Below are 26383 nucleotides of genomic sequence, written 5' to 3' on the forward strand. Positions count from 1 at the left end.
GCGGCGCAAGGACTACTGCCCGGTTCCGGGTTCGCTGGTTCCCGGCGGTGCGACTGTCTGCAGCCTGCTGCCCGGCACCGGCGGTGCGGTGGAGTGGTAGGTGTGTCCGGTGGGCGTGGTGATTTCGATGGTGTGTCGTGGTCCTGGTCTGGGTTTTACTTTCCAGCCGGGGAGTTCTTTGGTGTGGTTGCAGGCTTCGCAGAGTCCGGCGCCGTTGGCCAGGGTGGTGGGGCCGTCGTTGTGCCAGGGGATGGTGTGGTCGTGGTGGCGGATCGGGGCGTCGCAGTAGGGTGTGCGGCAGATGTCGTCGCGGATCTGGATGAAGCGGCGCAGCGGGGCCGGGAAGAGGCGCCGCTTGGAGTCCATCGCGACGAGGTCACCGGTTTCGGGGGCGGTGTAGAGCCGCCGGACCCAGGTCTTGAGTTCCTTCACACTCCTGGCTGAATCGGGCGCTGCTGGCTGGACTTGAGCCTGCTCTTCCCGCCCTTGCGTGAGCAGGTTGCGGGCGAAGTCGGCGGGGATGATGCCGTAGCCGGTGATGCGGGCGGGTTCGGAGTCGCCTTGGAGGAGGGTGCGGTCGGTCATGACGAGGTTGAGTTCGATGCCGGTGATGCCGCCGGGGGTGCCGGTGGTCCGCTCGACCAGGGTGTCGGCTTTGATCTGGTCGCGGGTGCGCGGGTCCCCGGCGGCGTGGAGGGTGTCGGCGTTCCGGGTCAGTGCCGCGAGAACGGCGACGCCCTCGTGGACCGGCAGCAGCGCTGACAGGTAGGTCATGCAGTCCGGTGCCGGGCGCAGGCTCACCCGCCGTTCCGAGGCGGCGTGGCTGGCGCGCCGGGCGACGGCGCGGGGATCCCGCCGGATCGCGGCGGCCCGGGCCGCTGCGATGACGGCCAGGGTTCCGGCGCCGGTGAAGGTGCCGGTGTCGGCGGCGAGTTCCTCGTCAACGGCGGCCCGGTCAGCCGGGCTCAGGCAGGCGGTCTCTTTCGCCACATACATGACGCGCTCCTCGTTCAGCTGTCCTGTGTCCAGGGCGGCCTGGGTGTGGGGCATCTGCACCAGGGCTTTGGCCGTGCCGAGCAGCCGTTGCCCGCGGTTCGGGGATTCGCCCCGGGCGAGCGCGATCTGTTCGGCAGCGCCCAGGTCCCGGTCTTTGCCGCGGTCCCTGCGCAGATCTTTGCCCAGGTCCTCCGCGGTCAGCGTCCGGTCCGCGTGAGTCCCACGATCCGCTTGTTCCTGACGGAGCCGGGCCTCGAAGGTCACGGAAAGCCGGGCCTGCTGCCCGGCAGCCCAGCACTTGAAATTCTCATACGCGCGGACCTGGTCGATGAGCCCGGCATTGTTCGCCGTGAGGTCCGCTGCCGGGAGAAAGTACCCGGCGCTGGAGGGAACACCGTCGTCATAAAAGAGGTCCTCGTCGAAGGGCCGGTCCGCAAACAGGGCCTCGGGAAACGGGTCCGCCGGCAACGACGCCGGAAACGCGGCGTCGAGGTCATCGTCGTACGGAAGCCCGTCGTTGGCGAACGCGTCGAAGTGGAAATCGCCGGCAGGAGCTGCGGCAGCCCGCAGGAGAACGCCGTGCGGCGGCCCCGCTGTCAGTGCCGAATTCCCGATGCCTTCCATGAACACAGTCTGCCAAGGGCCACTGACATTAAAGGGCCGATCCGGCACCAGACGGAGGCACAATCAAAAAAACTTTTCGAATCATCTCAGAACGAAAACTGGGTAGCACTTTAGGGCGTTCCCAGCGCCCAGAACGCCCTGAGGTGCTACCTAGTTGGGCGACCGGCGCTTGCCTCTGCCTGAGGCCAGTGGCAGGGTGGCCGCATGGCGATCGAAGTTCGGCCAGCGACGCAGTTTGAGGACGTGAAAGCGGTGGTTGGGCCCAAGCGGCCCGACGCGACGGTGTGCTGGTGCCTGAGCTACCGCATCCCCTCCAAACAGAACGTGGAGCTGCGGGGAACAGCGCGCGGGGAGCTCGTCCAGGAACTGCTGTCGGAGGATCCGCCGCCCGGCGTTCTGGCGTACGACGGCGGCGAAGCAGTTGGGTGGGCAGGTGTCCACCCGCGCGCCGATACCACCTTCGCCCGCAACCGCCGCATCCCCCACGTGGACGATCTGGACGTCTGGTCCGTGTGGTGCATCCGGGTCCGGCCGGGGCACCGCGGCAAGGGGATCTCCCACCGGCTGCTGCAGGGCGCCGTCGACTTTGCCCGCTCCTACGGTGCACCAGCCATCGAGGGTTATCCGGTGGACAACCAGGGCCAGAAGGTGGACCTCACCATGGCCTACGTGGGCACCCGCAAGCTCTTCGAGGCGGCAGGCTTCACCAAGGCCGCGGACACCGACTCCGTCCTCAACGGCTTCCCGCGCGTGCTGATGCGCCTTGACCTGCGCTGATTGAACTGATCTGCGCCAGCCTCGCTGATGCCCGACGGCGTTACCCGGCTTGACGCGATGTCGGCTCCGTCACATTTCCCGGCATAGGATCGGGACATGGCTTCGAACAATGTCCTGGAACCCGATGCCGACGCCGAGGGCGACGGCGGCCAGCAGGGCGGCGTCCAGTCCGTCGACCGGGCGCTTGCCGTCCTGGAGATCCTGGCCCGCGACGGCCACGCAGGCGTGAGCGAAATCGCCGAGGAAATGGGCATCCACAAGTCCACGGTGTCCAGGCTGCTCGGTTCCCTCGTTGGCAGGGAGATGGTCCACCAGAACAGCGAACGGGGCAAGTACCAGCTGGGATTTGGCATCCTTCGCCTGGCAAGTTCCATCCCCGGCCGGCTGAGCCTGGTCCGCGAGGCGCGCCCGGTACTCGAGAACCTGGCCGAGGAATTCAAGGAAACCGTTAACCTCGCCGTTCTCCGCTCCAACTATGCCGTCAACGTGGACCAGGCCATGGGGCCATCAACCCTCGCCACATTCGACTGGGTAGGAAGCCTGACTCCCCTGCACGCGACGTCGAGCGGAAAGGTCCTGCTGGCGGCGCTGGCCGCGGATGAACGTGAGCGCATCCTCAAGGAGACAGGGCTGCCGGCCCGGACACCGCGGACCATTACCAAGCGCGACAAACTTGAAAAGCAGCTGATCGACGCTGCGCGCGACGGCTACGCGGTGACCCTCGAGGAGTTCGAAATAGGGCTGAACTCCATGGCGGTGCCGGTCTACAACCATCTGGGAACGGTAATCGGCGCGGTCAGCATCTCCGGGCCGGCCTTCCGCTTCGACCCGGAGAAGGTACCGGGCCTCGTAGAGGGCCTGGGCCAGGCAGGCCTGCGGATCAGCGCCAACATGGGCTACACGCGGCGCTGAGCCAGCCCACTCACATATTGCTCCATGGCGTCGGCGGCCGCCGTTGCTCCGCCGGAGTTGCGGACGCGCTGGCTCATCCCCGCAATGTTGCTCCGGATCTCCTGGTCCTGGCTGACCTCTGTGACGATGTTGCGAATCGAATCCGGGGTAAGGCCTTCGGCGGGAAGGCGGCGTCCCAGCCCCAGGTCCTCGACGCGGCGGGCGTTGGCTTCCTGCTCCGGCTGCAGCGGAAACGCCACGAGGGGGACGCCCAGATACAGCGCCTCCATGGTCGAGTTCATCCCCGTGTGGGAGAGGAACACATCGGCATGCCGCAGGACATCCAGCTGCGGAAAGAGGGGCCGGACCTCCACGTTGGGCGGGATTTGCCCGACTTCGGACAGCTCCAGACGGTCACCGATGGCCATGGCCACCTCCCATTCAGTGCCCGCGAATGCCTCCAGGCACATGCGGAAGAAATCCGGCCGGTCGTTCAACGGCGTGGTCCCCAGCGAGATGAACAGCAACGGCGCGTCCCTGACGCGGGGCTGCCATTCCTCTTCGTTGCCCCTCAGGCCAAGACTGGGCCCCACGAAGTGGAACCGGTCGTCGAAGGTGTCCCCTGCGGGCTGGAATTCCCGCGGGATGAAGCAGATGTTCAGCGACGCCGGCGGTCCTTCCATGAAGTTGAAACCGGCCAATCCCTGCTCCCTGGCGAAATTCTCGATGAGCTCGCGGGCCTGCTTCCACGCCGCCAGCATTTCCGCAGGTGCACGGGAGGGCATCAGCTCCCGTATCGAGAAATGTTCATTGGTGGCATAGGTCGGCAGCAGCGCGATATCCGGCAGATCCAGCTTCATCGCGGCCATCTTCCCGGCCAGGGTCATGGCGTCGTAGCAGACCGCGTCCGGCTGGTCCGCGGCGAGCCGGGACAACAAAGCGGGGAATTCTTCCCGTGCCCTCTCCAGCAGCCGCTCCAGCAGCCCCGACATCATTCCGGACCCCAGCCCCGCGAGCATGCCCGCCCGCGGCGATCCGCCGGCGTCGTCCCGGGCGGTGCTGCCGGGAGCAGTGGCGCCGAACCGTGGAAACTGCGACGACAGGTCCTCGCCGTTCTCGAAAAAGACTGCCCCGGCAGATTCGACGGCGGCCGCGTACTTGGCCGAGGTGGCATACGTGACGCGGTGGCCCCTTCTGACCAGCTCCGCGACCACCGGCAGCGTCGGGTTCACGTGGCCCGTGGCGGGAAGGCAAACAAAGGCGAAATGCATGACTGATACTCCTTCGCCGGGCAGCGACAGGATCATCGTACGCGCCTAAAAACTGATTGAGCCCGCCCGGATTCGGGCGAGCTCAATCAGCGGTCCAGGTTTAGTCGCGATCAAGGCTTCCCGGGACGGCTGGACATCATTGGCTATGAGCATCACCGGCACTATGACAGGCCGCCCCTGTCCAAGGATTTCCTGCTGGGTACCATTACGGCCGAAGACCTCTTCCTCGAGACCGACGACGACGGGCTGAACGCCGAGTGGATTCTGGGAGGCGGGGCGACCGCTCTCGACACAGACACGGCTGCCCGGGCTGCCGAAAGGCCAGCCAGCGAGGCACCCACGATCGCAAGGGTCTGCATAGTAAGAACTTCCTTCTCATTGCTTCATGCGCAACAATAATCGCGATAAGCAACACAGTGATGCATCTCATTTCACGTGTCAAGAAGTGACGCGGCAAATAAAAAGTCCTTGACAACAGGTGTGAGCTGACGCACTCTGTTGCTGAAGGCGAAGTGTGTTGATTACTGCGGAACGACTGAGCACAGCGTGTGCTCCCGGCGAAACTGCCGGTCCGCTTTCACGAAGTCAGGACCGTCGACGGCGACCGTCCTGGCTATCGACTCCGAGGACGCGCCGAACCTGGCGCCGGGTTGCAACCCGGACCGCCATGGCTGGGCAGTCCCACTTATTCAATTAAGGAAACCCCTCATGACAATCAATAGTGACGTCACTATCGATGAAAGCAGTGAAGACGGTCGGGCCCCGGGGGTGGAGCCGGCCTTGGAACAAGAATCTGAAACTCCCCAGGAAGACCTGGAAATCCTTCAGGCCCTGCGGGAAACCGAATCAGAACACGAAGAAGCCCGGCGCAGCAGCCAGCTGTTCCGGAAGGGAGGACTCGACAAGGTAGTTTTCGGCGTCGCCGGACTGCTCACGGTGGCCTTTGTAATCTGGGGCTTTGCCGGCAAGGACCACCTGGCCGCCACCTCCCAGGTGGTCCTTGACTGGGTCATGGAGAACACCGGCTGGCTGTTTGTTGCCCTTTCTTCGCTGTTCGTGGTCTACGTGCTGTGGCTGGCCGTCAGCCGCTTCGGGAACATTCCGTTGGGGAAAGACGCGGAAAAGCCCGAATACTCCATGGTGTCCTGGGTCTCGATGATGTTCGCGGCAGGCATGGGCATTGGCCTGATGTTCTACGGCGTGGCCGAGCCGCTCTACCACTACATCTCCCCGCCGCCGGGCACCGTTGACGGCCAGACTCCTGCGGCCGTCCAGACGGCGATGGCAACCTCGATCTTCCACTGGACCCTGCACCCCTGGGCCATGTACGCGGTCGTGGGCGTTGCGATGGCCTACGGAACCTACCGCCTCGGCAGGAAGCAGCTCATTTCCACCGTCTTCACGTCGCTGTTCGGCATCCGGCGCGTGGAAGGTCCCATCGGCAAGGTCATCAACATGCTGGCCATCTTCGCCACCCTCTTCGGCACCGCCGCATCGCTGGGCCTCGGTGCACTTCAGATCGGCAGCGGCATGGCGTCCAACGGCTGGATCAGCGGCCAGCTTGCCACTCCCGTGCTGGTGGTCATCGTTGCCGTGCTTACAGCCTGCTTCGTGGCCTCGGCCGTCTCCGGGATCAGCCGCGGCATCCAGTGGCTGTCCAACATCAACATGGTCCTGGCTGCAGTCCTGGCCGTCATCGTGTTCGTGGCCGGGCCAACGCTCTTCATCCTGAACCTGATCCCGGCAGCCGTCGGCGATTACGCACGGGACCTGGCTGAGATGGCATCCCGGACCGAGGCCGTCGGCGACGACGCCCTCCGCACGTGGATGTCCGGCTGGACCATTTTCTACTGGGCATGGTGGGTCTCCTGGACTCCCTTCGTCGGCCTGTTCATCGCCCGCATCAGCCGCGGCCGCACCATCCGCCAGTTCGTCACCGGCGTCCTGCTGGTCCCCAGCATCGTCAGCGTGATCTGGTTCGGCATCTTCGGCGGAGCAGCCATCAACATCCAGTCCAAGGCAGACGCCACCCCCGACACCAGTGATGGCCTGGCCAAGATCGTCGACGGGGCTCCCTCGATATCCTTCGACGGCGCCCTGTTCGACCTGCTGCACCACCTGCCGCTGCCTAACGCCATTGCGGGCGCGGTCGCCGTCCTGGCGATGGTCCTGGTGGCCATCTTCTTCGTGACCGGCGCCGATGCGGCCTCCATCGTGATGGGATCACTCAGCTCCAACGGTGCCGAGGAACCACGCCGCGGAGTCGTTATCTTCTGGGGCGCCCTCACTGGTGCAGTGGCGGCAGTAATGCTCCTCGCCGGCGGCGACAAGCCTGCCGAGGCGCTGGCCGGACTGCAACGGATCACCATCGTGTCGGCGCTGCCGTTCGTCGTCGTGATGTTCCTGATGTGCTTTGCCCTGACAAGGGATCTGCGCCGGGACCCGCTGTCGCTCCGCAGACGCCTGGTGACCTCCGTCGTCGAGCGGTCCATCCGCAGCGGCGTCACACAGCACGGCGGGGTCCAGTTTGACCTGGTGACCAAGCACGAGTGTGATGAACGGTGCGCCAACAGTGAGCTCGATGCTCACGGGGACAAGCGGCACTAAGCACAGGGCGGCACCAGGTCCAGAGCGGCAATGAGCATAGAGCCGCAATGAGCACAGTGCCGCAATGAGACAGGGCGGCCGGATCCGGGTGGCACAAGCCGCCGGGATCCGGCCGCTCCTGCGTTGAGCCCCTACCCCGCTCCGGCCGGGCCGCCGCGCCCGGCGTCCTTGCCGTCCGGACTCCCGGCCCGGTCCTCGCACAGCCGGAACGCGATGCCTGCGGCCCGGGCGGTCGCTTCCCTGGCCCCTGCAGAACCCGTGTTGTTTTTCCCTGCCTTCTGGCCCGCCGCGTAACCCACCAGGAAGGCCGTCACCGGAGCCGCGGCGTGGATGACCTGATCCGCGGATTTCCGTGCCAGATCCAGCAGCAGTTCCTGATCGACGTCGAAATCGGGGATCTCCAACGCCCTCGCCAGCTGCTCATACCACTCACCCAGGATCTGCATTTCATCGTTGACTGCCATGATCTCTCCTTCCACAGAACACTTCGTTCAGCTTGCGCCGACCGCGTTGACGCAGCAAGGTCCGGCACATACGATCGCTTATATATCAGTTATCTAGCTCACAAATATCAAAGGCATATCAGCGCCGCGCGTCTGGGTGGACTGTGTTAGCCGCAGAAAACCCGAAAGGAATGTGACCTCATGGTTCATAGAGTGAAGGCAGTTGTTGTCAGGGCGAAGGATGCTCCGGTGTCGGTGGAGACGGTTCTGGTGCCGGATCCGGGTCCGGGGGAGGCTTTGGTTGATGTTCTGACGTGCGGGGTGTGCCATACGGATCTGCATTACAAGCTGGGTGGTATTGGGGATGAGTTCCCGTATTTGCTGGGCCATGAGGCGACCGGTGTTGTGTCCGCGGTGGGTGCGGGTGTGACGGAGGTGGCTCCGGGGGATCGGGTGATCCTGAACTGGCGTGCGGTGTGCGGGCAGTGCCGGGCGTGTGCGAAGGGCCAGCCGCAGTATTGTTTCAACACGGCCAACGCGACGCAGAAGATGACGCTGGAGGACGGGACCGTGCTGTCTCCGGCGCTGGGGATCGGGGCGTTCGCGGAGAAGACGCTGGTCGCTGCGGGGCAGTGCACCAAGGTTGATGAGGACGCGGACCCGGCCGCCGTGGGTTTGCTGGGCTGTGGTGTGATGGCGGGGATCGGGGCGGCGATCAACACCGGTGAGGTCAGGCGCGGCGAGTCGGTGGCCGTGATCGGCTGCGGCGGGGTCGGGATCGCGGCGATCGCCGGGGCGAAGCTCGCCGGCGCGACGACGATCATTGCCGTGGACATTGATGAGAACAAGATCGAGATGGCCAAGTCTTTGGGCGCGACGCACGGGGTGAACTCGCGCACCGCTGACCCGGTCGAGGCGATCCGGGAACTGACGGGCGGGAACGGCGCGGACGTGGTGATCGAGGCCGTGGGACGCCCGGAAACCTATAAGCAGGCGTTCTACGCCCGCGACCTGGCCGGCCGGGTGGTCCTGGTCGGTGTCCCGACCCCGGAGATGGTGCTGGAGTTGCCGTTGCTGGATGTGTTCGGGCGGGGCGGGTCGCTGAAGTCCTCCTGGTACGGGGACTGCCTGCCCTCCCGGGACTTCCCGATGCTTGTCTCCCACTACAAGCAGGGGAACCTGGACCTGGACGCGTTCGTGTCCGAACGGATCACGATCGACCAGGTCGAGGAAGCGTTCGACAAAATGCACGAAGGCAAGGTCCTGCGCTCCGTCGTCGAAATCCAGCCCGCCACCAACACCCGGCAGACCGCAGCCCGGTCCGCCGCAGCCCGGGGAGCCTCCGCATGAGTGTCAGGATCGAGAACCTGGTCACCTCGGGGACGTTCTCGCTGGACGGCGGGACCTGGGATGTGGACAACAACGTCTGGATCGTGGGCAACGATGAGGAGTGCGTGGTCATTGATTCCCCGCACGACGCCACCGCGATCATCAACGCCGTGGCCGGCCGGAAGGTCCTCGCGGTCCTGCTCACCCACGCGCACAACGACCACATCGGCGCCGCCCGCGAACTCGCCGACACCGTCGGTGCCCCGATCTGGCTGAACCCGGAGGACCAGGTCCTCTGGGAACAGGTCTACCCCGGCACCACCCCGGACCGGGCCATCAGCGACGGGGACGAGTTCCAGGTCGCCGGCGCCACGCTCAAGGCGATCCACACCCCGGGCCACTCACCCGGGTCCACCTGCTTCCACCTCGACACCGAGGGGACCGTGTTCACCGGCGACACCCTGTTCAACGGCGGACCCGGCGCCACCGGCCGCTCCTACAGCGACTACCCCACCATCCTGACCTCCATCCGCGAACGGCTCCTCACCCTGCCAGCGGACACCATCGTCAGGACCGGACACGGCGAGAACACCACCATCACCGCCGAACGCGAAACCCTCGCCAAAGCCACCCAATAAACAGGTGGCCGGGTAAACCCCGGCAGGCAGCGGACGGCCCCGCCAGACAGTGCTGGGGCCGTTCGCTGTGCCATTTAAGGGCCTCTCCTCCCCCGTGTCATGTTCTTGACAATGGACTGTGAGCTGACGCACTCTGTTGCATAAACCGAATCATGTTGATTACTACGGAACACGAGAGGATCCCACGCGCGGTCCCACGTAGAAAGTCATGGTCCCGGACGGCGCCTCGCTGGCCCTGGAATCCGAGGGCCCGCCGAATCTGTCCGCGGGGCAGGGCGCAACCCGTGCCTGCAAGCCCCGCCAATACTCAGTAAGGAACCCTTTATGACGGTTAAAGGTGATGTCACAACCAATCAGAGCAGTCAAGACAGACCGCACTCCCGCCGGCTCACGGTGTCCAACGTCAATGTCGTGGACCAACGGATGCTTAAGAAGGCCCTGGGCGGCACCATCGTGGGCAACACCATGGAGTGGTACGACGTCGGCGTGTTCGGCTACCTGATCACCACCATGGGTCCGGTGTTCCTGCCAGAGGCGGACAGGACGGTCCAGACCCTGTTCCTGCTCGGCACCTTCGCGGCGACGTTCATTGCACGTCCTATCGGGGGCGTTGTCTTCGGCTGGCTTGGCGACAAGGTGGGGCGGCAGAAGGTGCTCGCCGCGACCCTCATGCTGATGGCGGCCAGCACGTTCACCGTCGGCCTCCTGCCCGGCTACGCCCAAATCGGCGTCTGGGCGGCCGCGCTGCTGGTCCTCCTGAAGCTCGTGCAGGGCTTCTCCACCGGCGGCGAGTACGCCGGCGCCACCACGTTCGTCTGTGAATATGCCCCCGACAAGCGGCGCGGCTTCTTCGCCAGCTTCCTGGACATGGGCTCCTACATCGGCTTTGCCCTGGGCGCCGCCACCGTCTCGGTCCTGCAGGTCACCCTTGGCGAGGCCGCCATGGAGGACTGGGGCTGGCGGCTGCCCTTCCTGGTGGCCGGGCCACTGGGCCTGATCGCCATCTACTTCCGGAACAAGATCGAGGAATCCCCCCAGTTCCAGGCCGCCCTTGGCGCAGAGACAGCCGCACAGGAGGCAGGCGCGCAGAACGTCGGCGGCCCGGTGCGCCTGCTGAAAAGCCACTGGCGCCAGATCGTGCTGGCCATGATCCTCGCCGGGGCCGCCAACACCGTCGGCTACGCCCTGACGTCGTACATGCCCACCTACCTGACCGAGTCCAAGGGTTACGATCCCCTCCACGGCACACTGCTGACCATTCCGGTGCTCGTGGTGATGTCGCTGTGCATTCCGCTCACCGGCAAGCTTTCGGACCGCATCGGGCGGCGTCCGGTGCTGTGGATCGGTGCGGGAAGCACCGTCCTGTTTGCGGTCCCCGCGTTCATGCTGATCGGCATCGGGAGCGTGTGGTCCACCCTGGCGGGGCTGTCCCTGGTTGCCTTCCCGGTGACGTTTTACGTGGCCAACCTCGCGTCGGCACTTCCGGCGCTGTTCCCCACGTCATCCCGCTACAGCAGCATGGGCATCGCCTATAACTTCTCCGTGGCGATCTTCGGCGGGACAACGCCGTTCCTGGTCCAGGGCCTGATCCAGGCCACCGGGGACGACATGGCCCCCGCGTATTACCTGATGGCGACGTCGGTCATCGGGGCGATCGCCATCTATTTCCTTCGTGAGTCCGCAGGCCGCCCGCTGCCGGGCTCCATGCCCAGCGTGGACACCGACGCGGAGGCACACGAACTGATCGCCGCCCAGGACGGGTGGCGGTAGCCGCACCCCGGCACAGATGTGTCCCCGTCGCAGGAGCGACGGGGACACATCTTTAGCGATGTCGACGGCGGGAACGTCCCGCCGTCGACAACCTCAGGCTGCGAACAGGGCCGTCCGCACGGCCTTCTCAAAGCCGTCAACGTGTTCGCGGGCCAGCTCTGCCGCCCGGGCCTCGTCGCCGGCTATCACCGCTTCCAGCAGGGTTACGTGCTCGTACACATGCCTGGAAAGGTTCGGCAGCCGGTCCAGCACCATGCACCAGATGCGGGTCGCCAGGTTGTCATAGCGGATCAGCGCGTCCTCCAGGTGCGGGTTCGCCGCTGCGGCGTAGATCCCCTGGTGCACCCGGGCGTCCAGGCGGAGGGTCTCCACCACAGACGCCCTCTCCACGTCGAAGGCCTCCACTTCCTCCACGATGAGGCGCAGGCGGTCACGGGCGGCCGCAGAGGCCACCCGTGCAGCGCGGGAGGCCGCGAGGGGCTCCAGCTGGGCACGGATCTCGGAGATGAATGCGAGGTCTGTCACCTCCACGCGCGTTGCGAAGGTGCCGCGCCGCGGATAAGTCACCACCAGCCGGTCCACCTCAAGCCGTTTCAGCGCTTCCCTGACCGGGGTGCGCCCCACGCCGAGCTCCTTGGCAATCCCTTCGTCGTAAAGCGGATCACCGGGCCGGATCTCGAGGGTCAGCAGGCTGTCGCGGATCCGTTCATAGGCCACATCGGCCAGGGACCTCGAACCTCCGGCCTCCGTTACCGCCAAAGCTTCAAACGCCACCGTTCCGCCTCTCCGATGGGCCACCTATTGACCTCATCCGCACACCAGTATACGCTGGCCATCACCCCTGATATATCAATACGGTGATCAACCATATATCTAAAGGATGCGACATGACCGTTGTGGACACAGCCACAAACACCAGGCCGGCCGCGCAGCCAGAAGCCTCTGAAGAAACCAAAACCGGCAAGTTCGTGCTCACACTGTCGTGTGTCGAGCGTGCCGGCATCGTCCAGGCAGTGACCACGTTCCTGTTTGAGCGCGGATTCAACATTGAAGAGCACCAGCAGTTCGACGACGGCCTCCGCCAGACGCTGCACCTGCGCACGGCTTTCTCGGGTGCCACGGATTACGATCTGCAGGCTCTCGAAGAGGAGTTCCGCCCCATCGCGGAGCGCTTCGAGATGAAGTTCAGCGTCCACGATGAGACCAAGCAGCGTGTTCTGGTCATGGTGTCCAAGTTCGGGCACTGCCTCAACGACCTGATTTTCCGCTGGCGCGGCGGCAGCCTCGGCGGCGACCTGGCACTGGTGGTTTCCAACCACGAAACGCACCGGGCCATGGCCGAGGCCGCCGGCCTTCCGTTCGTCCACATTCCCGTGACTCCGGAAACCAAGCAGGATGCCGAGCGGCGCCTGCTCGAGTTGGTGGATGAGTACAACATCGACCTCGTGGTCCTGGCCAGGTACATGCAGGTGCTCTCCGATGACCTGTGCCGGTCCCTCGAGGGCAGGGCCATCAACATCCACCATTCGTTCCTGCCGGGGTTCAAGGGCGCACGCCCCTACCACCAGGCCTACGACCGCGGCGTCAAGCTCGTGGGCGCAACCGCCCACTACGTCACCGCCGACCTCGACGAGGGCCCGATCATCGAGCAGGAAGTCATCCGCGTCGACCACAGCTACGGACCCACCACGCTCTCCACGGTCGGGCAGGACGCAGAGGCCCTGGCGTTGTCCCGCGCTGTGCGCTGGCACTGCGAGCACCGCGTGCTGATCGACCAGGCCAGCACCATCGTCTTCCGCTAAAGCAGCCCCGCACAGGCCGCACAGCAGCCCAATACTTAGATCCGCAGGAGAAACCACATGGCATCCACGCCACGTATTGTCATCATCGGCGCCGGCATCGTCGGCACTAACCTGGCCGACGAACTGGTCGCCCGGGGCTGGAACAACATCACGGTCCTGGACCAGGGGCCCTTGAACATGCCCGGGGGCTCCACCTCCCACGCCCCGGGCCTGGTCTTCCAGACCAACCCGTCCAAGACCATGGCATCGTTTGCCAAGTACACGGTGGAGAAGCTGCTGTCGCTGACGGAGGACGGCGTGAGCTGCTTCAACCAGGTGGGCGGCCTGGAGGTGGCCACCACCGAAACCCGGCTGGCGGACCTCAAGCGCAAGCTTGGCTACGCAGCCTCCTGGGGCATCGAAGGACGGATCCTCTCGTCGGCCGAGTGCAAGGAGCTGTACCCGCTCCTGAACGATGAGAACATCTTGGGCGGCCTCCACGTTCCCAGCGATGGCCTGGCCAGCGCCGCACGTGCCGTGCAGCTGCTGATCAAGCGCACCGAGGCCGCGGGCGTGAAGTACCTCGGCTCCACCACCGTGACGGGCATTGAGCAGTCCGGACGGCGGGTCACCGGCGTCGAGACGTCCGAGGGCGTCATTCCGGCGGACATCGTCATCTCCTGCGCCGGCTTCTGGGGTGCCAAGATCGGCGCCATGATCGGCATGGCCGTTCCCCTGCTTCCGCTGGCCCACCAGTACGTGAAGACGACGGCGGTTCCCGCGTTGAGCGGCCGCAATGAACTTCCGAACGGGGCCACCCTGCCGATCCTGCGCCACCAGGACCAGGACCTCTACTACCGCGAACACGGCGAACGCTACGGCATCGGCTCCTACGCCCACCGCCCCATGCCCGTGGACCTCGACACGCTGGGAACCTACGCCCCCGAGTCTGTCAGCGAGCACAACATGCCCTCCCGCCTCGACTTCACCCTCGAGGACTTTTTGCCCGCGTGGGAGGCCTCCAAGCAGATCCTCCCCGGCCTGGCCGAAAGCGAAATCGAGGATGGCTTCAACGGCATCTTCTCCTTCACCCCCGACGGCGGACCCCTCCTTGGCGAGTCCAGGGAACTCGACGGCTTCTACGTCGCGGAGGCCGTCTGGGTGACACACTCCGCAGGCGTTGCCAAGGCGATGGCCGAACTGCTGACCACGGGCAAGTCCGAAACCGACCTCGGCGAGTGCGACATCAACCGCTTCGAGGAAGTCCAGCTCACCCCCGAATATGTCAGCGAAACCTCGCAGCAGAACTTCGTGGAGATTTACGACGTCCTGCACCCGCTCCAGCCCAAGCTCTCCCCGCGCAACCTGCGGGTCAGCCCGTTCCACGCCCGGCACAAGGAACTCGGGGCCTTCTTCCTGGAGTCCGGCGGCTGGGAACGGCCGTACTGGTTCGAAGCCAACGCCCCGCTCCTGAAGGAGATGCCGGCCGAATGGCTGCCCCCGGCCCGGGACGCCTGGTCCAACATGTTCAGCTCCCCCATCGCCGCCGCCGAAGCGTGGAAGACGCGCACCGCCGTCGCCATGTACGACATGACCCCGCTCAAGCGCCTGGAAGTGTCCGGCCCCGGCGCCCTGAAACTGCTGCAGGAGCTCACGACCGCGGACCTGGACAAGAAGCCCGGCGCGGTCACCTACACCCTCCTGCTCGACCACGCCGGCGGCGTCCGCAGCGACATCACCGTCGCGCGCCTGAGCGAGGACACGTTCCAGCTCGGCGCCAACGGCAACATCGACACCGCCTACTTCACCAGGGCAGCCCGGCACCAGACCCAAAGCGGCTCCGCCTCCGACTGGGTCCAGGTCCGCGACACCACCGGCGGCACCTGCTGCATCGGCCTCTGGGGTCCGCTGGCCCGCGACCTGGTCGGCAAGGTCAGCGACGATGACTTCACCAACGACGGCCTGAAGTACTTCCGGTCCAAGAACGTCGTCATCGGCGGCATCCCGGTCACGGCCATGCGCCTGTCCTACGTCGGCGAACTCGGCTGGGAGCTCTACACGTCTGCGGACAACGGACAAAGGCTCTGGGACGCGCTCTGGCAGGCAGGACAGCCCCTCGGCGTCATCGCCGCCGGACGCGCAGCATTCAGCTCGCTGCGCCTGGAAAAGGGCTACCGCTCCTGGGGCACGGACATGACCACCGAGCACGACCCCTTCGAAGCCGGCCTCGGCTTCGCCGTCAAGATGGCCAAGGAGAGCTTCATCGGCAAGGCCGCCCTCGAAGGCCGGACCGAAGAGGGCTCGGCCCGCCGGCTGCGGTGCCTGACGGTCGACGACGGCCGGTCCATCGTCCTCGGCAAGGAACCCGTGTTCTACAAGGAACACGCCGTGGGCTACGTGACCAGCGCCGCCTACGGCTACACCGTGGCCAAGCCGATCGCCTACGCCTACCTCCCGGCCACCGTTTCGGTGGGCGATTCGGTCGAGATCGAATACTTCGGACGGCGCATCACGGCCACTGTTTCAGAGGAGCCGCTGTACGACCCGAAAATGACCAGGCTCCGCGGCTAAGCAGCCCGCAGGGCCCCCTGGGGGCACGCAGCCCGGCCCATCCTCGCAACGGGGGCCGGGCTGCGTGCAGCCCCCTTCCGCTCCAGCCCCAACCAGCCCAGGAATGGACAAATGATCGGTTCAGAAACAATTAATGACTACCTCGGCAGGCTTGCCTCGCGGAAGCCGACACCGGGTGGCGGCGCGGCCGCGGCGCTGCACGCGGCGCAGGGTGCCGCCCTCGTGGCGATGGTGGCACGGTTCAGCACCGGCGGTAAATATGAGCAGCACGCAGAGACCACCTCCAGAATCATCGCCGCCGCCGACCAGCTCATCGGCGAGGCGCTGGGGCTCGCCGACGCCGACGAAGCAGCCTTCAAAGCCGTTATCGCTTCCTACAAGCTGCCCGCCGCCAGCGAGACTGAGGGGAAGGCACGCGCAGCCGCCATCGACGACGCGCTGGGCCAGGCCGCCCAGCCGCCGGCCCGGCTGATCAGGCTGTCGGGCGCCGTCGTGGAGCTCGCCGCCGAGCTTCTGGATATCGCCAACCCGAACGTCATCAGCGACATTGCCGCCGCAGCCGACGCCGCCAGGGCGGCCGCCACCACGGCCCGCGTCAACATCGACATCAACGTCGTGGCCATCAAGGACGCCGACGCCCGCGCCGCGCTGGCGGAGCAAACCGACGGGCTTGAAGAAAAAGTTGTTCTGGCCGCTGACTCACTCTCACGCCAGGTACGCGAAAGGATCCTCCGATGACGGCTACCCTGCTCTCCGGAAAGCCCCTCGCCCAACTGATCCAGCAGCAGGCTACCGCCCAGTCCAAGGCACTGGCCGAGGATGGCACCCGCCCAACCCTCGCGGTCGTGGTTGCGACGGAGGACAGCTCCACGCACTGGTACGTGCGCTCCATCGAGCGCGCCGCGGGAATCGCCGGCATCGGATGCAGGATCATCGACGTCGGCCACGACGCCACCGAACAGGTGCTGGTCGCCGTACTGAAGGACCTCAGCGCGGACCCTGCAGTCCACGGCATCATCCTGCAGACTCCGCTGCCTGCAGGCGTCAGAACCCAGGAACTGGTCAGGTACATCGCACCGGAAAAGGACATCGACGGCGCCAACCCGCTGAGCCTCGGACTCCTCGCCGTCGGGGAACGGGCCTTCGCCCCGGCCACGGCACGCGCCGTGGTGGAAATCCTGGACCACTTCGACATTCCGGTGGCCGGCCGCAGCGTGGTGGTGGTAGGCCGTTCCACAGTGGTCGGCAAGCCGCTGTCCCTTTTGCTGCTGCAGAAGGACGCGACTACCACCGTCTGCCACTCGAAGTCCGGACCGCTCGGAAAATACACGAAGGCGGCCGACATCGTGGTGGTCGCCGCGGGCCGCACCGGACTGCTCACCGGGACGGATGTTTCGGAACATTCAGTGGTCATCGACGTGGGAACGAACGTGCTCGCCGACGGCTCGCTCGCGGGCGACGTCGACGAAGCCAGCGTCCGTCCGGTCGCTGCCGCGCTGACGCCTGTCCCCGGCGGCGTGGGCTCGGTCACCACCGCGCTGCTGCTCCTCCACACTGCCGAAGCTGCCCGCGAACAGCTCCGCGCAGCCCCGACGCCTGTCCTGACGCGGTAACCGGGGCACTGATGGCGCGCAGCACCGCGGTTGAGTCCGCCGGCACGAAGGTCGTGGCCACCGAATGTTCTTCCGCGAGGACGGCGACATCGTCACCGTCGAAAATTCCCTAGGCAACGCACGCCTCACTGCCCTGCACTGATCTGAAGGAAAAGCCCATGGCCTCCAAAGCCCCCCGCCACAACATCGACGAGTCAAAACTGACCGTCAGCAAACCCAAAACCAAGGCGGTCGGCATTCCCGCGGTGGCCAACGCCCTGAAGATATCGCTGGAGCAGATGGGTCCGCTGCGCAGCGTCCAGACCCTGATGGCCGTCAACCAGATCGACGGCTTCGACTGCATGGGCTGCGCCTGGCCAGAACACGAAAAACGCAATGCCGCGGAGTTCTGCGAGAACGGCGCAAAGGCGGTGGCCGAGGAGGCCACCCGCCGCCGCGTCAGCCCGGACTTTTTCGCCAGCCATTCCGTCGCCGAGCTGAAGACCCGCGATGACTACTGGCTGGGGCAGCAGGGACGACTGACCCACCCGATGGTCCTGGACGAGGGCGCAACCCACTACCGGCCCATTGACTGGGACGATGCCCTGGAACTGATCGCCCAAGAGCTCAGGGATATGGACGATCCTGACCAGAGCGTCTTCTACACCTCCGGCAGGACCTCCAACGAGGCGGCGTTCGTGTACCAGCTGCTGGTCCGCGGCGTGGGCACGAACAACCTTCCGGACTGCTCGAACATGTGCCATGAGTCGTCCGGGTCCGCACTGGTGGAGACCATTGGCATCGGCAAGGGATCTGTCAGCCTCAAGGACCTGGAAACAGCGTCCCTCATCTTCGTGGCGGGCCAGAACCCGGGCACGAACCACCCGCGCATGCTCAGCGCCCTGGAAAAGGCCAAGAAAAACGGCGCCGCCATCGTGTCCGTCAACCCGCTCCCCGAGGCAGGGCTCCTGCACTTCGAAAACCCGCAGACCATCTCGGGAACATTCGTGGGAACGGAGCTGACGGACGACTTCCTGCAGATCAGGGCCGGCGGCGACCAGGCACTGTTCCAGGGCCTCGGGAAATACCTGCTGGACGCGGAACGGGCAGGCAGGAACACGCCAGGCCTGTCCACGGTCTTCGACCACGACTTCATCAGGAACCACACCTCGGGCGTCGAGTCCTACCTTGCTCAGCTGGAACAGGTGCAGTGGGACGACATCGTCGAGGCGACCGGCCTGAGCCGAGAGCAGATCGACGCCACCGGTGAACGGCTCCTGGCCTCGGGCTCCACCATCGTCTGCTGGGCGATGGGCCTGACCCAGCACAAGCACTCGGTGCCCACCCTTCGCGACGTGGTCAATGTCCTGCTGCTGCAGGGCAATATCGGCAAGCCCGGAGCGGGAGTCTGCCCGGTCCGCGGACACTCCAACGTCCAGGGCGACCGGACCATGGGCATCTTCGAACGGATGCCCGAGGGCTTCCACGACCGGCTGGACCAGGAATTCCAGTTCCGCTCTCCCCGGGCGCACGGCTACGACACCGTCGCCGCCATCCGCGCGATGCGTGACGGCAAGGTCAGGCTGTTCGTGGGCATGGGCGGGAACTTCGTGCGGGCGGCTCCGGACTCGGAGGCCACGGAGAAGGCCCTCGCCAACACCCGGCTGACCGTGCAGATCTCGACAAAACTGAACCACTCCCACCTCTCGACGGGAAAGCGCGCCCTGATTCTTCCCACGCTGGGCCGCACCGAGCGGGATGCCCAGCGTTCCGGCGACCAGAGGGTCACCGTGGAGGATTCCATGAGCGCCGTCCATGCATCCCGCGGCCGGCTCAGGCCTGCCAGCGAGCACCTGATGTCCGAGGTGGCCATCGTCTGCAACCTCGCGCACAAGGTGTTCACCGGCGCGGACGGCCACCCATGCCCCAACACGCCGGTGGCCGACTGGCCCGCGCTCCGGGACGACTACTCCCTGATCAGGAAGCACATCGAGGCGGTCATCGATGGCTTCGAGAATTTCGAGGAGAGAATCCAGCACCCCGGCGGTTTCGTGCTGCCGCACCCGCCACGGGACAACAGGGAATTCAAGACCACGTCCGGCAAGGCACACTTCACGTCTAACGCCCTGGAGTACATCCGGGTCCCGTCCGGCCGGCTGATCCTGCAGACCCTGCGTTCACACGACCAGTACAACACCACCATTTACGGCAAGGATGACCGCTACCGCGGAATCCACGGCGGCCGGCGTGTGGTGCTGGTCAACGAGGCGGACATTGCCGAGCTGGGTTATGCCGACGGCGACCTGGTGGACCTGGTTTCGGAGTTCCGGGGCACAGAACGCCGTGCCGGGAACTTCCGCATCGTCAGCTACTCGACGCCGAAGGGGTGCGCCGCCGCCTATTACCCGGAGACCAACGTGCTGGTTCCGCTGGATTCCGTGGCCGACACCAGCGGAACCCCGACGTCCAAGTCCGTCGTCGTGCGGCTGGAACCAGCGGGGGCCAGGGCAGAGGAAAACCAGGTGCTTGCAACCCTTCCGTACTGATATATCTTTACGATATATTTGGAATATCACGGCGCGACATGGAGCAGTTTCGTTTCCCGTAAACGGTGTTTCGGAGGCCTGAAATACCTGGGGAGGTAAGCGCCGGAGCACCGCTTTCGGGAAACGAAACCTGCCAACCATCCAACGAGGGAACAACCCGTGACAGCTCCAGCCCTTCGAACCGCCAAAAGCCAGGGCGCGGCCCGTGGCCACGCCGCCCACGGTGAGCACACCTGGGCAGACGCCCGCAGTCTGGCCTTTGACTCCGCCAGCCCCCTCGGACCCGAACATGTACCGCTCGGGGAGGCGAACGGCAGAACCCTGGCGAGCGACGTCGTCGCACTTCAGGAGATGCCCCACTACGCCTCGTCCGCCATGGACGGCTGGACAGTCAGTGGCGGTGGCCCTTGGACGCTGACGGAACCGGGAGCCCCGCTCCGCAGCGGAGAGGCCAGCCCCGTGGTCACCGGCGGCGTTATCCCTCCGGGCACCCAGGCGGTGCTCCGCGTTGAGAGCGGACGCGTTGCAACGGATGCAGACGGCCGGGCCTCATTGCTGGTGGGCGAGGCGGCATCGCCCGGGGAACCCCGCCCGGGCCAGCACATCCGCAAGTCGGGCGAGGAAGCGGCCGCAGGCGAGGTGCTGATCCCCGCCGGGACAACCCTGAACCCTGCGCACATCGCGCTTGCCGCCGTCGCCGGGTTCGACCAGCTGACGGTCCGCGGCAAGCCGCTGGTGAAAATGCTGGTGACCGGTTCAGAGGTGGTCACGGCCAGCACCCCGGCACCGGGACAGGTCCGGGATGCCTTCGGCCCCCAGCTCAGCACCGTCATCCAGCTGCTTGGCGGTGTTCCGGGACCGCTGGTGCGGATCGGTGACTCCTATGAGGAATGGCTCACGGCCCTGGGTGCCGCCGAGGCGCCGATGGGGCAATGGCCCGACGTCATTGTGACAACCGGCGGCACGGGCCGTTCAGGCGCAGACCACCTCCGGGATGCCGTGACGGCGCTCGGCGGGCGGCTCCTCGTCGACGGCATCGCCATGCGGCCCGGCCATCCCGCCGCCTTGGGCAAACTGCCCAACGGCCGGTTCGTCGTCGGACTTCCCGGCAATCCGCTCGCCGCCCTCATGGCCCTCTTCACCGTTGGCGGCCCGCTGCTGGCCGCGCTCGGCCACCAGCCGCTGCCCGGCATCAGCCGGGTGCCGTGCGGCACAACCATCGACGCCCACCGTGCGTCCACACGGCTCATGCCGTTCCGCTGGGTCAAGGATTTGGCGGCTCCCGTCCACTACACGGGGCCCGGAATGATGCGCGGACTGGCCAGCGCCGACGGCGTCATGGCCGTCCCGTCACGCGGCGTTCAGCTGGGTGAGCCGGTTCCGGCATTTGCGCTCCCCTGGCGCCCGGAGCTGCGGCCGCCGCTGTCCGGGATATAAACGTTGTGTTCACGAAAATGACGCCCGGTTGTCCGCCTCGGTCTAGGATCAAACGTGTGAAGTAAGCGTGATGGTGCAGTGCCTGACCGCTGGTCACGGCGACAACATGGGAGCACCATTGATGGCTGCAAAAGACGAATCAGGGACTGGCAGGGACCCGGACGCCCAGGGCGGAGGCGTCCAGTCGGTGGACCGCGCCATGCAGATCCTGGAGATCCTCGCCCGGGACGGACACGCCGGCGTGAGCGAAATCGCCGACGAAATGGGCGTCCACAAGTCCACCGTCTCGCGGCTCCTCGGCTCGCTGGTGGCCAGGGAGATCGTCCGGCAGAACAACGACCGCGGCAAGTACCAGCTGGGCTTTGGCATCCTGCGGCTGGCCAGCTCCATTCCCGGCCGGCTGAGCCTGGTCCAGGAGGCACGCCCCATCCTGGAGGGCCTCGCAGACCGGTACAAGGAAACCGTCAACCTTGCCGTCCTGCGGTCCAATTACGCTGTGAACGTGGACCAGGCCATGGGCCCGTCAACGCTGGCAACGTCCGACTGGGTGGGCAGCCTTACGCCCCTTCACGCCACCTCCAGTGGCAAGGTTCTGCTGGCAGCGCTGCCGGTTGAGGAACGCTCCCGGATCCTGGACAAGGTGGGCCTTCCGGCCCGCACCCCACGCACCATCACGGACCGGGACACCCTGGAAACCCAGCTCCTGGACGTTTCCCGCGACGGCTATGCCGTTGTGCACGAGGAATTCGAGATCGGGCTGACCGCGGTTGCGGTGCCCGTCTATAACCACTTCGGGACGGTCGTCGGGGCTGTCAGCATCTCCGGCCCGGCCTTCCGCTTCGATCCGGAAAATACGCCCGGCCTGATCCAGGGCCTCCAGGAGGCAGGCCTCACCATCAGCGCAAAGATGGGTTACACGCACAGATGACCCCTCACGCTGGTTGAGCCTGCCGAAACCTTGATTCGACAGGCTCAACCAGCGGCGCGTTTTAGGTTGCGGGGGTGGTTTCTTTGCGCTGGAGGGTTTCGGCTCGTTCCTCCAGTGGCGGGGTGTCCGCGGTGAGGCCGAGCAGGGCTTCGCCGGTGACCGGGACGTCGCCGACCTTTTCCTGGACCCAGTCGTGGAACGCACCGATGTGGTGCTCGGACGGGACCAGCACGCCGCCCTTGGCGTAGGACTTGGAGGCCATGCCCGGCTGGCAGCGCTCGCACGCGTCGAAGTCCTGCATGTTCACCCGGTGGAACAGCTCCACCGACGCCGACACGTCCTTGCCGGACTCCACAACGGAGGGCAGGTACAGCCAGTCACATTCAACGATCGTGTGGTCCGCGGACATCGGGAACATCCGGTGGATGATCACATGGTCCGGGACCAGGTTCACGAACACGGTCGGCTTGATCGTGATCGCGTAATACCGGCGGTCCTGGTCCTCGGCCACGCCCGGGATCACGTCCAGGCCCTCGGACCCGTCCACGGTGAAGCCCTTGATGTCCGCACCGAACTCCGCCCCGTGGCCCACAAAATACTGCGCGGCCAGGCCGTCGGCGAACTCCGGCAGGACCTCGGTCAGTTCCGGGTGGATCGTGGCGCAGTGGTAGCACTCCATGAAGTTCTCAATGATCAGCTTCCAGTTCGCCTTCACGTCATACCGGATCCGGCGGCCCACGGACAGGTTCGCCACGTCATACCCGTCGATGGCGTGCACATTGCCCAGGCGTTCCTCGATCGCACCCATCACTTCTTCCTCGAAGGACGGCGGCTCCTCGGCCAGGCACACCCACACGTAGCCCAGGTACTCGCGGATGTGGACCTTGGACAGTCCGTACTCGTCCCGGTCGATGTCCGGCATCTTGGTCAGGTTCGGCGCCGCGATCAGCTTGCCCTCAAAGTCATACGTCCAGGCGTGGTACGGGCACTGGAAGTTCCGGGCCGCTTCGCCCTTTTCCTCCATGCACAACTTCACACCACGGTGCCGGCACACGTTGTAGAACGCCCGGATCTCACCCTTGCGGGTCCGCGAGATCAACACCGATTCTCGGCCCACCTGCACCGTCTGCCAAGCCCCCGGCTTATCCAGATCCGAGGACCGGATCGCGCAGAACCACATCTGCTCAAAAATACGCTCCTGCTCCGCCCGGAAAATCGCCGGATCCGTGTACAGATGACCGCCCAACGTCGGGATCAGGCTCGGCGTAGATACCTCAACAGACAATTTGCTCTCCTATCAAAAACACAAAAAACCTAAAAATGCAGAAGGGCCGGGGGGCTAGGGCCCCGCGGTTGCACCGGCCAGGGCGGGTTCGCCCGCCGGGGCGGAGACTGCGGGTACGACGGCGGCTGCCGGCTTGGGTGCCGACGTCAGCAGGCTCCTCCGCCACTTGGTGAACAGCCGCGGCTGGTTCATGCCCAAAACGGCGACGGGAACGTCTTCCCGGTAGTACACGGCCAGCAGGCTGTGCTCGGCAGCGTCCCCGGCTTCGACGTCGAGGCGGTCGTAGCCTGCGGAGTGGCCGGCAAACTGGATTTTCACCCCGTGCTGGTCCGACCAGAAATACGGCGGCTTCAACGGCTGCGCCTCGGCGTTACTGTCCAGCAGGGCCTGCACCGCCAGCGCCGCCCGCTCCAGGGCACCCGTCCAGTGCTCCACCCGGCGGTGCCTGTCAACCGCGGCGTCGAACCAGGCAGCACAATCACCCACGGCAACGATGCCCGGAACACTGGTGCGCCCCATCGCATCACACAACACCCCGCCGTCGACCTCCACCCCCGAACCGGCAAGCCACTCAACATTCGGCTCCGCACCGATCCCCACCACCACAACATCCGCAGCAACATAGGTTCCGTCGGCCAGCCGGAGCCCGGTCACGTTTCCTTCGCCTGCGTAGAAGTCCTCAATGACGGCCGACGAGATGAGACGGACGCCCTTGGCGGTGTGCAGGCCGCCCACCACCGAGCCCAGCTCCATGCCCAGCTGGGCCGCAAAGGGCACCGGTTTGGTGTCGACCAGGGTGACGTCCATACCGCGTGACGCAGCGGAGGAGGCAACCTCGGCGCCGACGAAGCCGGCCCCGATGACGGCCATCTTGCTTCCCGGCACCAGTTCCGGTGCCAAACTTTGCGCGTCGTCGAGGGTACGCAGGGAGAAGACGTTGCTCAGGCCTGCGAGGGCCGGCAGCTGGCGGGCCCGTGCGCCGGTGGCGATGACGATACCGTCGGCCTGGACAACCTGGCCGTTGGCCAGACCGATGATTTTCGATTCAGCATCCAGGGACACGGCACGCGTACCCAGCAGCCATTCGGCGTCGAGGTCGTCAGTTTCGGATTCCAGGGACAGGTCCTCGGCCGTAATGGAGCCGAGCAGGAAGTCCTTGGAGAGTGGCGGCCTGTCATACGGACGGTGCTCTTCATCGCCGATGATGACGAGGCGTCCGGTGAAGCCTTGGGCGCGGGCTGCCCGCGCGGCGGAAAGGCCGGCCAGCGAGGCACCCACGATCGCAAGTGTCTGCATTTCTTCACCCTCTTTCTATTGCTTTTAGCGCAACAACAATCGCTATATGCAACAGCGTGATCCAAGCCACGGTGACTGTCAAGGGGTTGGCGACGCATTAAAGGGCGGCCGCGTAATCGGACCCCCACCCCTTGACAAAACAGTGTGATCGAAAGCACGCTGTTGCATATTACGACGGCTGTTGAACTATACGGAACAGACTGCCGGCAGGATCCATATACCTTCCCAACAAGAAAAGAGGCCCCCCAATGCACAAGGCATGCCCGCTCAGCGAACTGGCACCAGGGGAAGCCCTGCGACTGAACACCGCACCGCCCATCGCCGTCTTCCACACCGAGGAAGGCGAGCTCTTTGCCATCGACGACACCTGCACCCACCAGGACGCCTCGCTGACCGACGGCTGGGTGGAAGGCTGCGAGGTCGAGTGCCCGCTGCACGCCTCCAAGTTCAACCTCCGGACCGGACAGGTTGATGCACCGCCGGCCAAACTTCCCGTCCGCACCCACGAAGTCACTGTTGTCGATGGCGACATCATGGTCATCGAGTCCGAAGAGGAGCCCAACCTTCCCCCTGGGCTCACCGTTAACGGCCACGTCTAAGCCGCCCTGCCACTGCATCGCCGCTGCTGCTATTCCCTAGGAGAAAATCTTGTCCACAGTCCTTGAAGGCGCGCCCGCAGCCGGTGCCAGTGCCAAGACCCGTACCGCTGAATTTGTCCTCACCCTGGCCTGTCCCGAACGGCCGGGCATCGTCCGCGCCATCACCACGTTCCTGGCCGACCGCGGCTTCGACATCGTGGAGCACCAGCAGTTCGACGACCACGTCAGCGGCAAGCTCTACCTGCGCACCGCGTTCAACCACAGCGCCGACGACCAGAGCAGCGACGACGCCGGTCAGACCGCCGAGAGCCTCAGCTCCGAGTTCGCAGCCATCGCCGGCGAGTTCGGCATGGACTTCAGCATCCACGACGGCCGCCCGCAGCGGCTGCTGGTCATGGTGTCGAAGTTCGGCCACTGCCTGAACGACCTCATCTTCCGGTGGCGGGCGGGCAGCCTGGGTGCGGAGATCGCCGTCGTGGTTTCCAACCACGAGGACCTGCGGCCCATGGCCGAGGCGGCCGGGCTGCCCTTCATCCATGTGCCGGTGACGGCCGGCACCAAGCCCGAGGCCGAGGCGCGGCTGCTCGAACTCGTGGCCGAATACGACGCCGACCTGGTGGTGCTGGCCCGCTACATGCAGGTGCTGTCCGACGATCTGTGCACAAAGCTGCGCGGACGGGCCATCAACATCCACCACTCGTTCCTGCCCGGGTTCAAGGGCGCGAAGCCGTACCACCAGGCCTACGACCGCGGGGTCAAGCTCGTCGGCGCCACCGCCCACTACGTCACCGCGGACCTCGACGAGGGTCCCATCATCGAGCAGGAGGTCTTCCGGGTTGACCATGCCCAGGACCCCGATGCGCTGGTGACGGTGGGCCGGGACGCGGAGACCCAGGCGCTCTCCCGCGCGGTCAAGTGGCACTGCCAGCACCGCGTCCTGCTCAACAAGACCCGCACGGTCGTATTCCGCTAATTTTCCGCTAACGCGAACCAGGAGAACCA

21 protein-coding genes are annotated in these 26383 nt (G+C 65.7%); 15 read left to right on the forward strand and 6 right to left on the reverse strand.

Features of this window, described 5'->3' with window-relative positions:
- Positions 1-12: 12 nt before the first annotated feature.
- Positions 13-1620, reverse strand: coding sequence for an HNH endonuclease (locus ACFVTE_RS07300; protein ID WP_387098666.1), 1608 nt, complete (start codon positions 1618-1620; stop codon positions 13-15).
- A gap of 204 nt (positions 1621-1824) precedes the next feature.
- Here ACFVTE_RS07300 and ACFVTE_RS07305 point away from each other — a divergent pair, with 204 nt between their 5' ends.
- Together ACFVTE_RS07305 and ACFVTE_RS07310 are read left to right on the forward strand one after the other, a co-directional pair.
- Positions 1825-2397 (forward strand): GNAT family N-acetyltransferase, encoded by a 573-nt coding sequence (locus ACFVTE_RS07305; RefSeq protein ID WP_387098668.1) that lies wholly within the window; start codon positions 1825-1827, stop codon positions 2395-2397.
- Positions 2398-2493: 96 nt separating this feature from the next.
- On the forward strand, positions 2494-3309 hold the full coding sequence (locus ACFVTE_RS07310) for an IclR family transcriptional regulator (protein WP_387098670.1): 816 nt from the start codon (positions 2494-2496) through the stop codon (positions 3307-3309).
- Here the strand turns inward: ACFVTE_RS07310 and ACFVTE_RS07315 are convergent.
- A complete protein-coding gene (locus tag ACFVTE_RS07315) occupies positions 3294-4559 on the reverse strand; it encodes a macrolide family glycosyltransferase (protein ID WP_387098672.1) in 1266 nt (421 codons plus the stop codon). The genes ACFVTE_RS07310 and ACFVTE_RS07315 overlap by 16 nt on opposite strands.
- 708 nt (positions 4560-5267) lie before the next feature.
- Between ACFVTE_RS07315 and ACFVTE_RS07320 the strand changes: the two genes are divergently transcribed.
- The gene (locus ACFVTE_RS07320; RefSeq protein ID WP_387098674.1) at positions 5268-7166 is read left to right on the forward strand and encodes a BCCT family transporter; all 1899 of its coding nucleotides are present in this window, start codon (positions 5268-5270) and stop codon (positions 7164-7166) included.
- A 131-nt stretch (positions 7167-7297) separates the two neighbouring features.
- Here ACFVTE_RS07320 and ACFVTE_RS07325 read toward each other — a convergent pair whose 3' ends face one another.
- Positions 7298-7630, reverse strand: a complete 333-nt coding sequence (locus tag ACFVTE_RS07325) for a DUF6457 domain-containing protein (protein ID WP_387098676.1) — start codon at positions 7628-7630, stop codon at positions 7298-7300.
- A gap of 180 nt (positions 7631-7810) precedes the next feature.
- On the opposite strand from ACFVTE_RS07325, the gene ACFVTE_RS07330 reads away from it, so the two are divergent.
- From ACFVTE_RS07330 to ACFVTE_RS07340, 3 genes are all read left to right on the forward strand, one after another.
- Positions 7811-8959, forward strand: a complete 1149-nt coding sequence (locus ACFVTE_RS07330; protein ID WP_387098678.1) for an S-(hydroxymethyl)mycothiol dehydrogenase — start codon at positions 7811-7813, stop codon at positions 8957-8959.
- On the forward strand, positions 8956-9576 hold the full coding sequence (locus ACFVTE_RS07335) for an MBL fold metallo-hydrolase (RefSeq protein WP_387098680.1): 621 nt from the start codon (positions 8956-8958) through the stop codon (positions 9574-9576). Before ACFVTE_RS07330 ends, ACFVTE_RS07335 begins: the two co-directional genes overlap by 4 nt.
- Positions 9577-9900: 324 nt before the next feature.
- Positions 9901-11346 (forward strand): MFS transporter, encoded by a 1446-nt coding sequence (locus ACFVTE_RS07340; protein ID WP_387098682.1) that lies wholly within the window; start codon positions 9901-9903, stop codon positions 11344-11346.
- A gap of 93 nt (positions 11347-11439) precedes the next feature.
- On the opposite strand, the gene ACFVTE_RS07345 is transcribed toward ACFVTE_RS07340, so the two are convergent.
- Positions 11440-12120 (reverse strand): GntR family transcriptional regulator, encoded by a 681-nt coding sequence (locus tag ACFVTE_RS07345; protein ID WP_387098684.1) that lies wholly within the window; start codon positions 12118-12120, stop codon positions 11440-11442.
- Positions 12121-12233: 113 nt separating this feature from the next.
- Between ACFVTE_RS07345 and purU (ACFVTE_RS07350) the strand changes: the two genes are divergently transcribed.
- The 7 genes from purU (ACFVTE_RS07350) (at position 12234) to ACFVTE_RS07380 (ending at position 22201) form a co-directional block, all read left to right on the forward strand.
- Positions 12234-13148, forward strand: a complete 915-nt coding sequence (gene purU / locus ACFVTE_RS07350) for a formyltetrahydrofolate deformylase (protein ID WP_387098686.1) — start codon at positions 12234-12236, stop codon at positions 13146-13148.
- Positions 13149-13205: 57 nt separating this feature from the next.
- Positions 13206-15698, forward strand: a complete 2493-nt coding sequence (locus ACFVTE_RS07355) for an FAD-dependent oxidoreductase (protein WP_387098688.1) — start codon at positions 13206-13208, stop codon at positions 15696-15698.
- 111 nt (positions 15699-15809) lie between these two features.
- The gene (locus ACFVTE_RS07360) at positions 15810-16436 is read left to right on the forward strand and encodes a cyclodeaminase/cyclohydrolase family protein (RefSeq protein WP_387098690.1); all 627 of its coding nucleotides are present in this window, start codon (positions 15810-15812) and stop codon (positions 16434-16436) included.
- Positions 16433-17311: a bifunctional 5,10-methylenetetrahydrofolate dehydrogenase/5,10-methenyltetrahydrofolate cyclohydrolase gene (locus ACFVTE_RS07365; protein ID WP_387098692.1), complete on the forward strand. Its 879-nt coding sequence runs from the start codon at positions 16433-16435 to the stop codon at positions 17309-17311. Before ACFVTE_RS07360 ends, ACFVTE_RS07365 begins: the two co-directional genes overlap by 4 nt.
- A gap of 158 nt (positions 17312-17469) precedes the next feature.
- A complete protein-coding gene (locus ACFVTE_RS07370) occupies positions 17470-19836 on the forward strand; it encodes an FdhF/YdeP family oxidoreductase (protein WP_387098694.1) in 2367 nt (788 codons plus the stop codon).
- Positions 19837-19995: 159 nt separating this feature from the next.
- Positions 19996-21273, forward strand: a complete 1278-nt coding sequence (locus ACFVTE_RS07375; protein WP_387098696.1) for a molybdopterin molybdotransferase MoeA — start codon at positions 19996-19998, stop codon at positions 21271-21273.
- A 121-nt stretch (positions 21274-21394) separates the two neighbouring features.
- Positions 21395-22201, forward strand: coding sequence for an IclR family transcriptional regulator (locus tag ACFVTE_RS07380; RefSeq protein WP_387098698.1), 807 nt, complete (start codon positions 21395-21397; stop codon positions 22199-22201).
- Between the two features lie 61 nt (positions 22202-22262).
- Here the strand turns inward: ACFVTE_RS07380 and ACFVTE_RS07385 are convergent, their stop codons facing one another.
- Positions 22263-23486 carry an aromatic ring-hydroxylating dioxygenase subunit alpha gene (locus ACFVTE_RS07385; RefSeq protein ID WP_387098700.1) on the reverse strand — a complete coding sequence of 408 codons (1224 nt, stop codon included), beginning with the start codon at positions 23484-23486 and terminating at the stop codon, positions 22263-22265.
- 54 nt (positions 23487-23540) lie between these two features.
- Positions 23541-24782, reverse strand: coding sequence for an NAD(P)/FAD-dependent oxidoreductase (locus ACFVTE_RS07390; protein ID WP_387098702.1), 1242 nt, complete (start codon positions 24780-24782; stop codon positions 23541-23543).
- Between the two features lie 248 nt (positions 24783-25030).
- Between ACFVTE_RS07390 and ACFVTE_RS07395 the strand changes: the two genes are divergently transcribed.
- Together ACFVTE_RS07395 and purU (ACFVTE_RS07400) are read left to right on the forward strand one after the other, a co-directional pair.
- Entirely contained in the window at positions 25031-25381 is a 351-nt protein-coding gene (locus tag ACFVTE_RS07395) for a bifunctional 3-phenylpropionate/cinnamic acid dioxygenase ferredoxin subunit (protein WP_387098704.1), read from the forward strand.
- A gap of 49 nt (positions 25382-25430) precedes the next feature.
- Positions 25431-26354 carry a formyltetrahydrofolate deformylase gene (gene purU / locus ACFVTE_RS07400; protein ID WP_387098706.1) on the forward strand — a complete coding sequence of 308 codons (924 nt, stop codon included), beginning with the start codon at positions 25431-25433 and terminating at the stop codon, positions 26352-26354.
- Positions 26355-26383: the final 29 nt, after the last annotated feature.

This window comes from Arthrobacter sp. NPDC058097, assembly GCF_042884885.1.
Classification (GTDB): domain Bacteria; phylum Actinomycetota; class Actinomycetes; order Actinomycetales; family Micrococcaceae; genus Arthrobacter.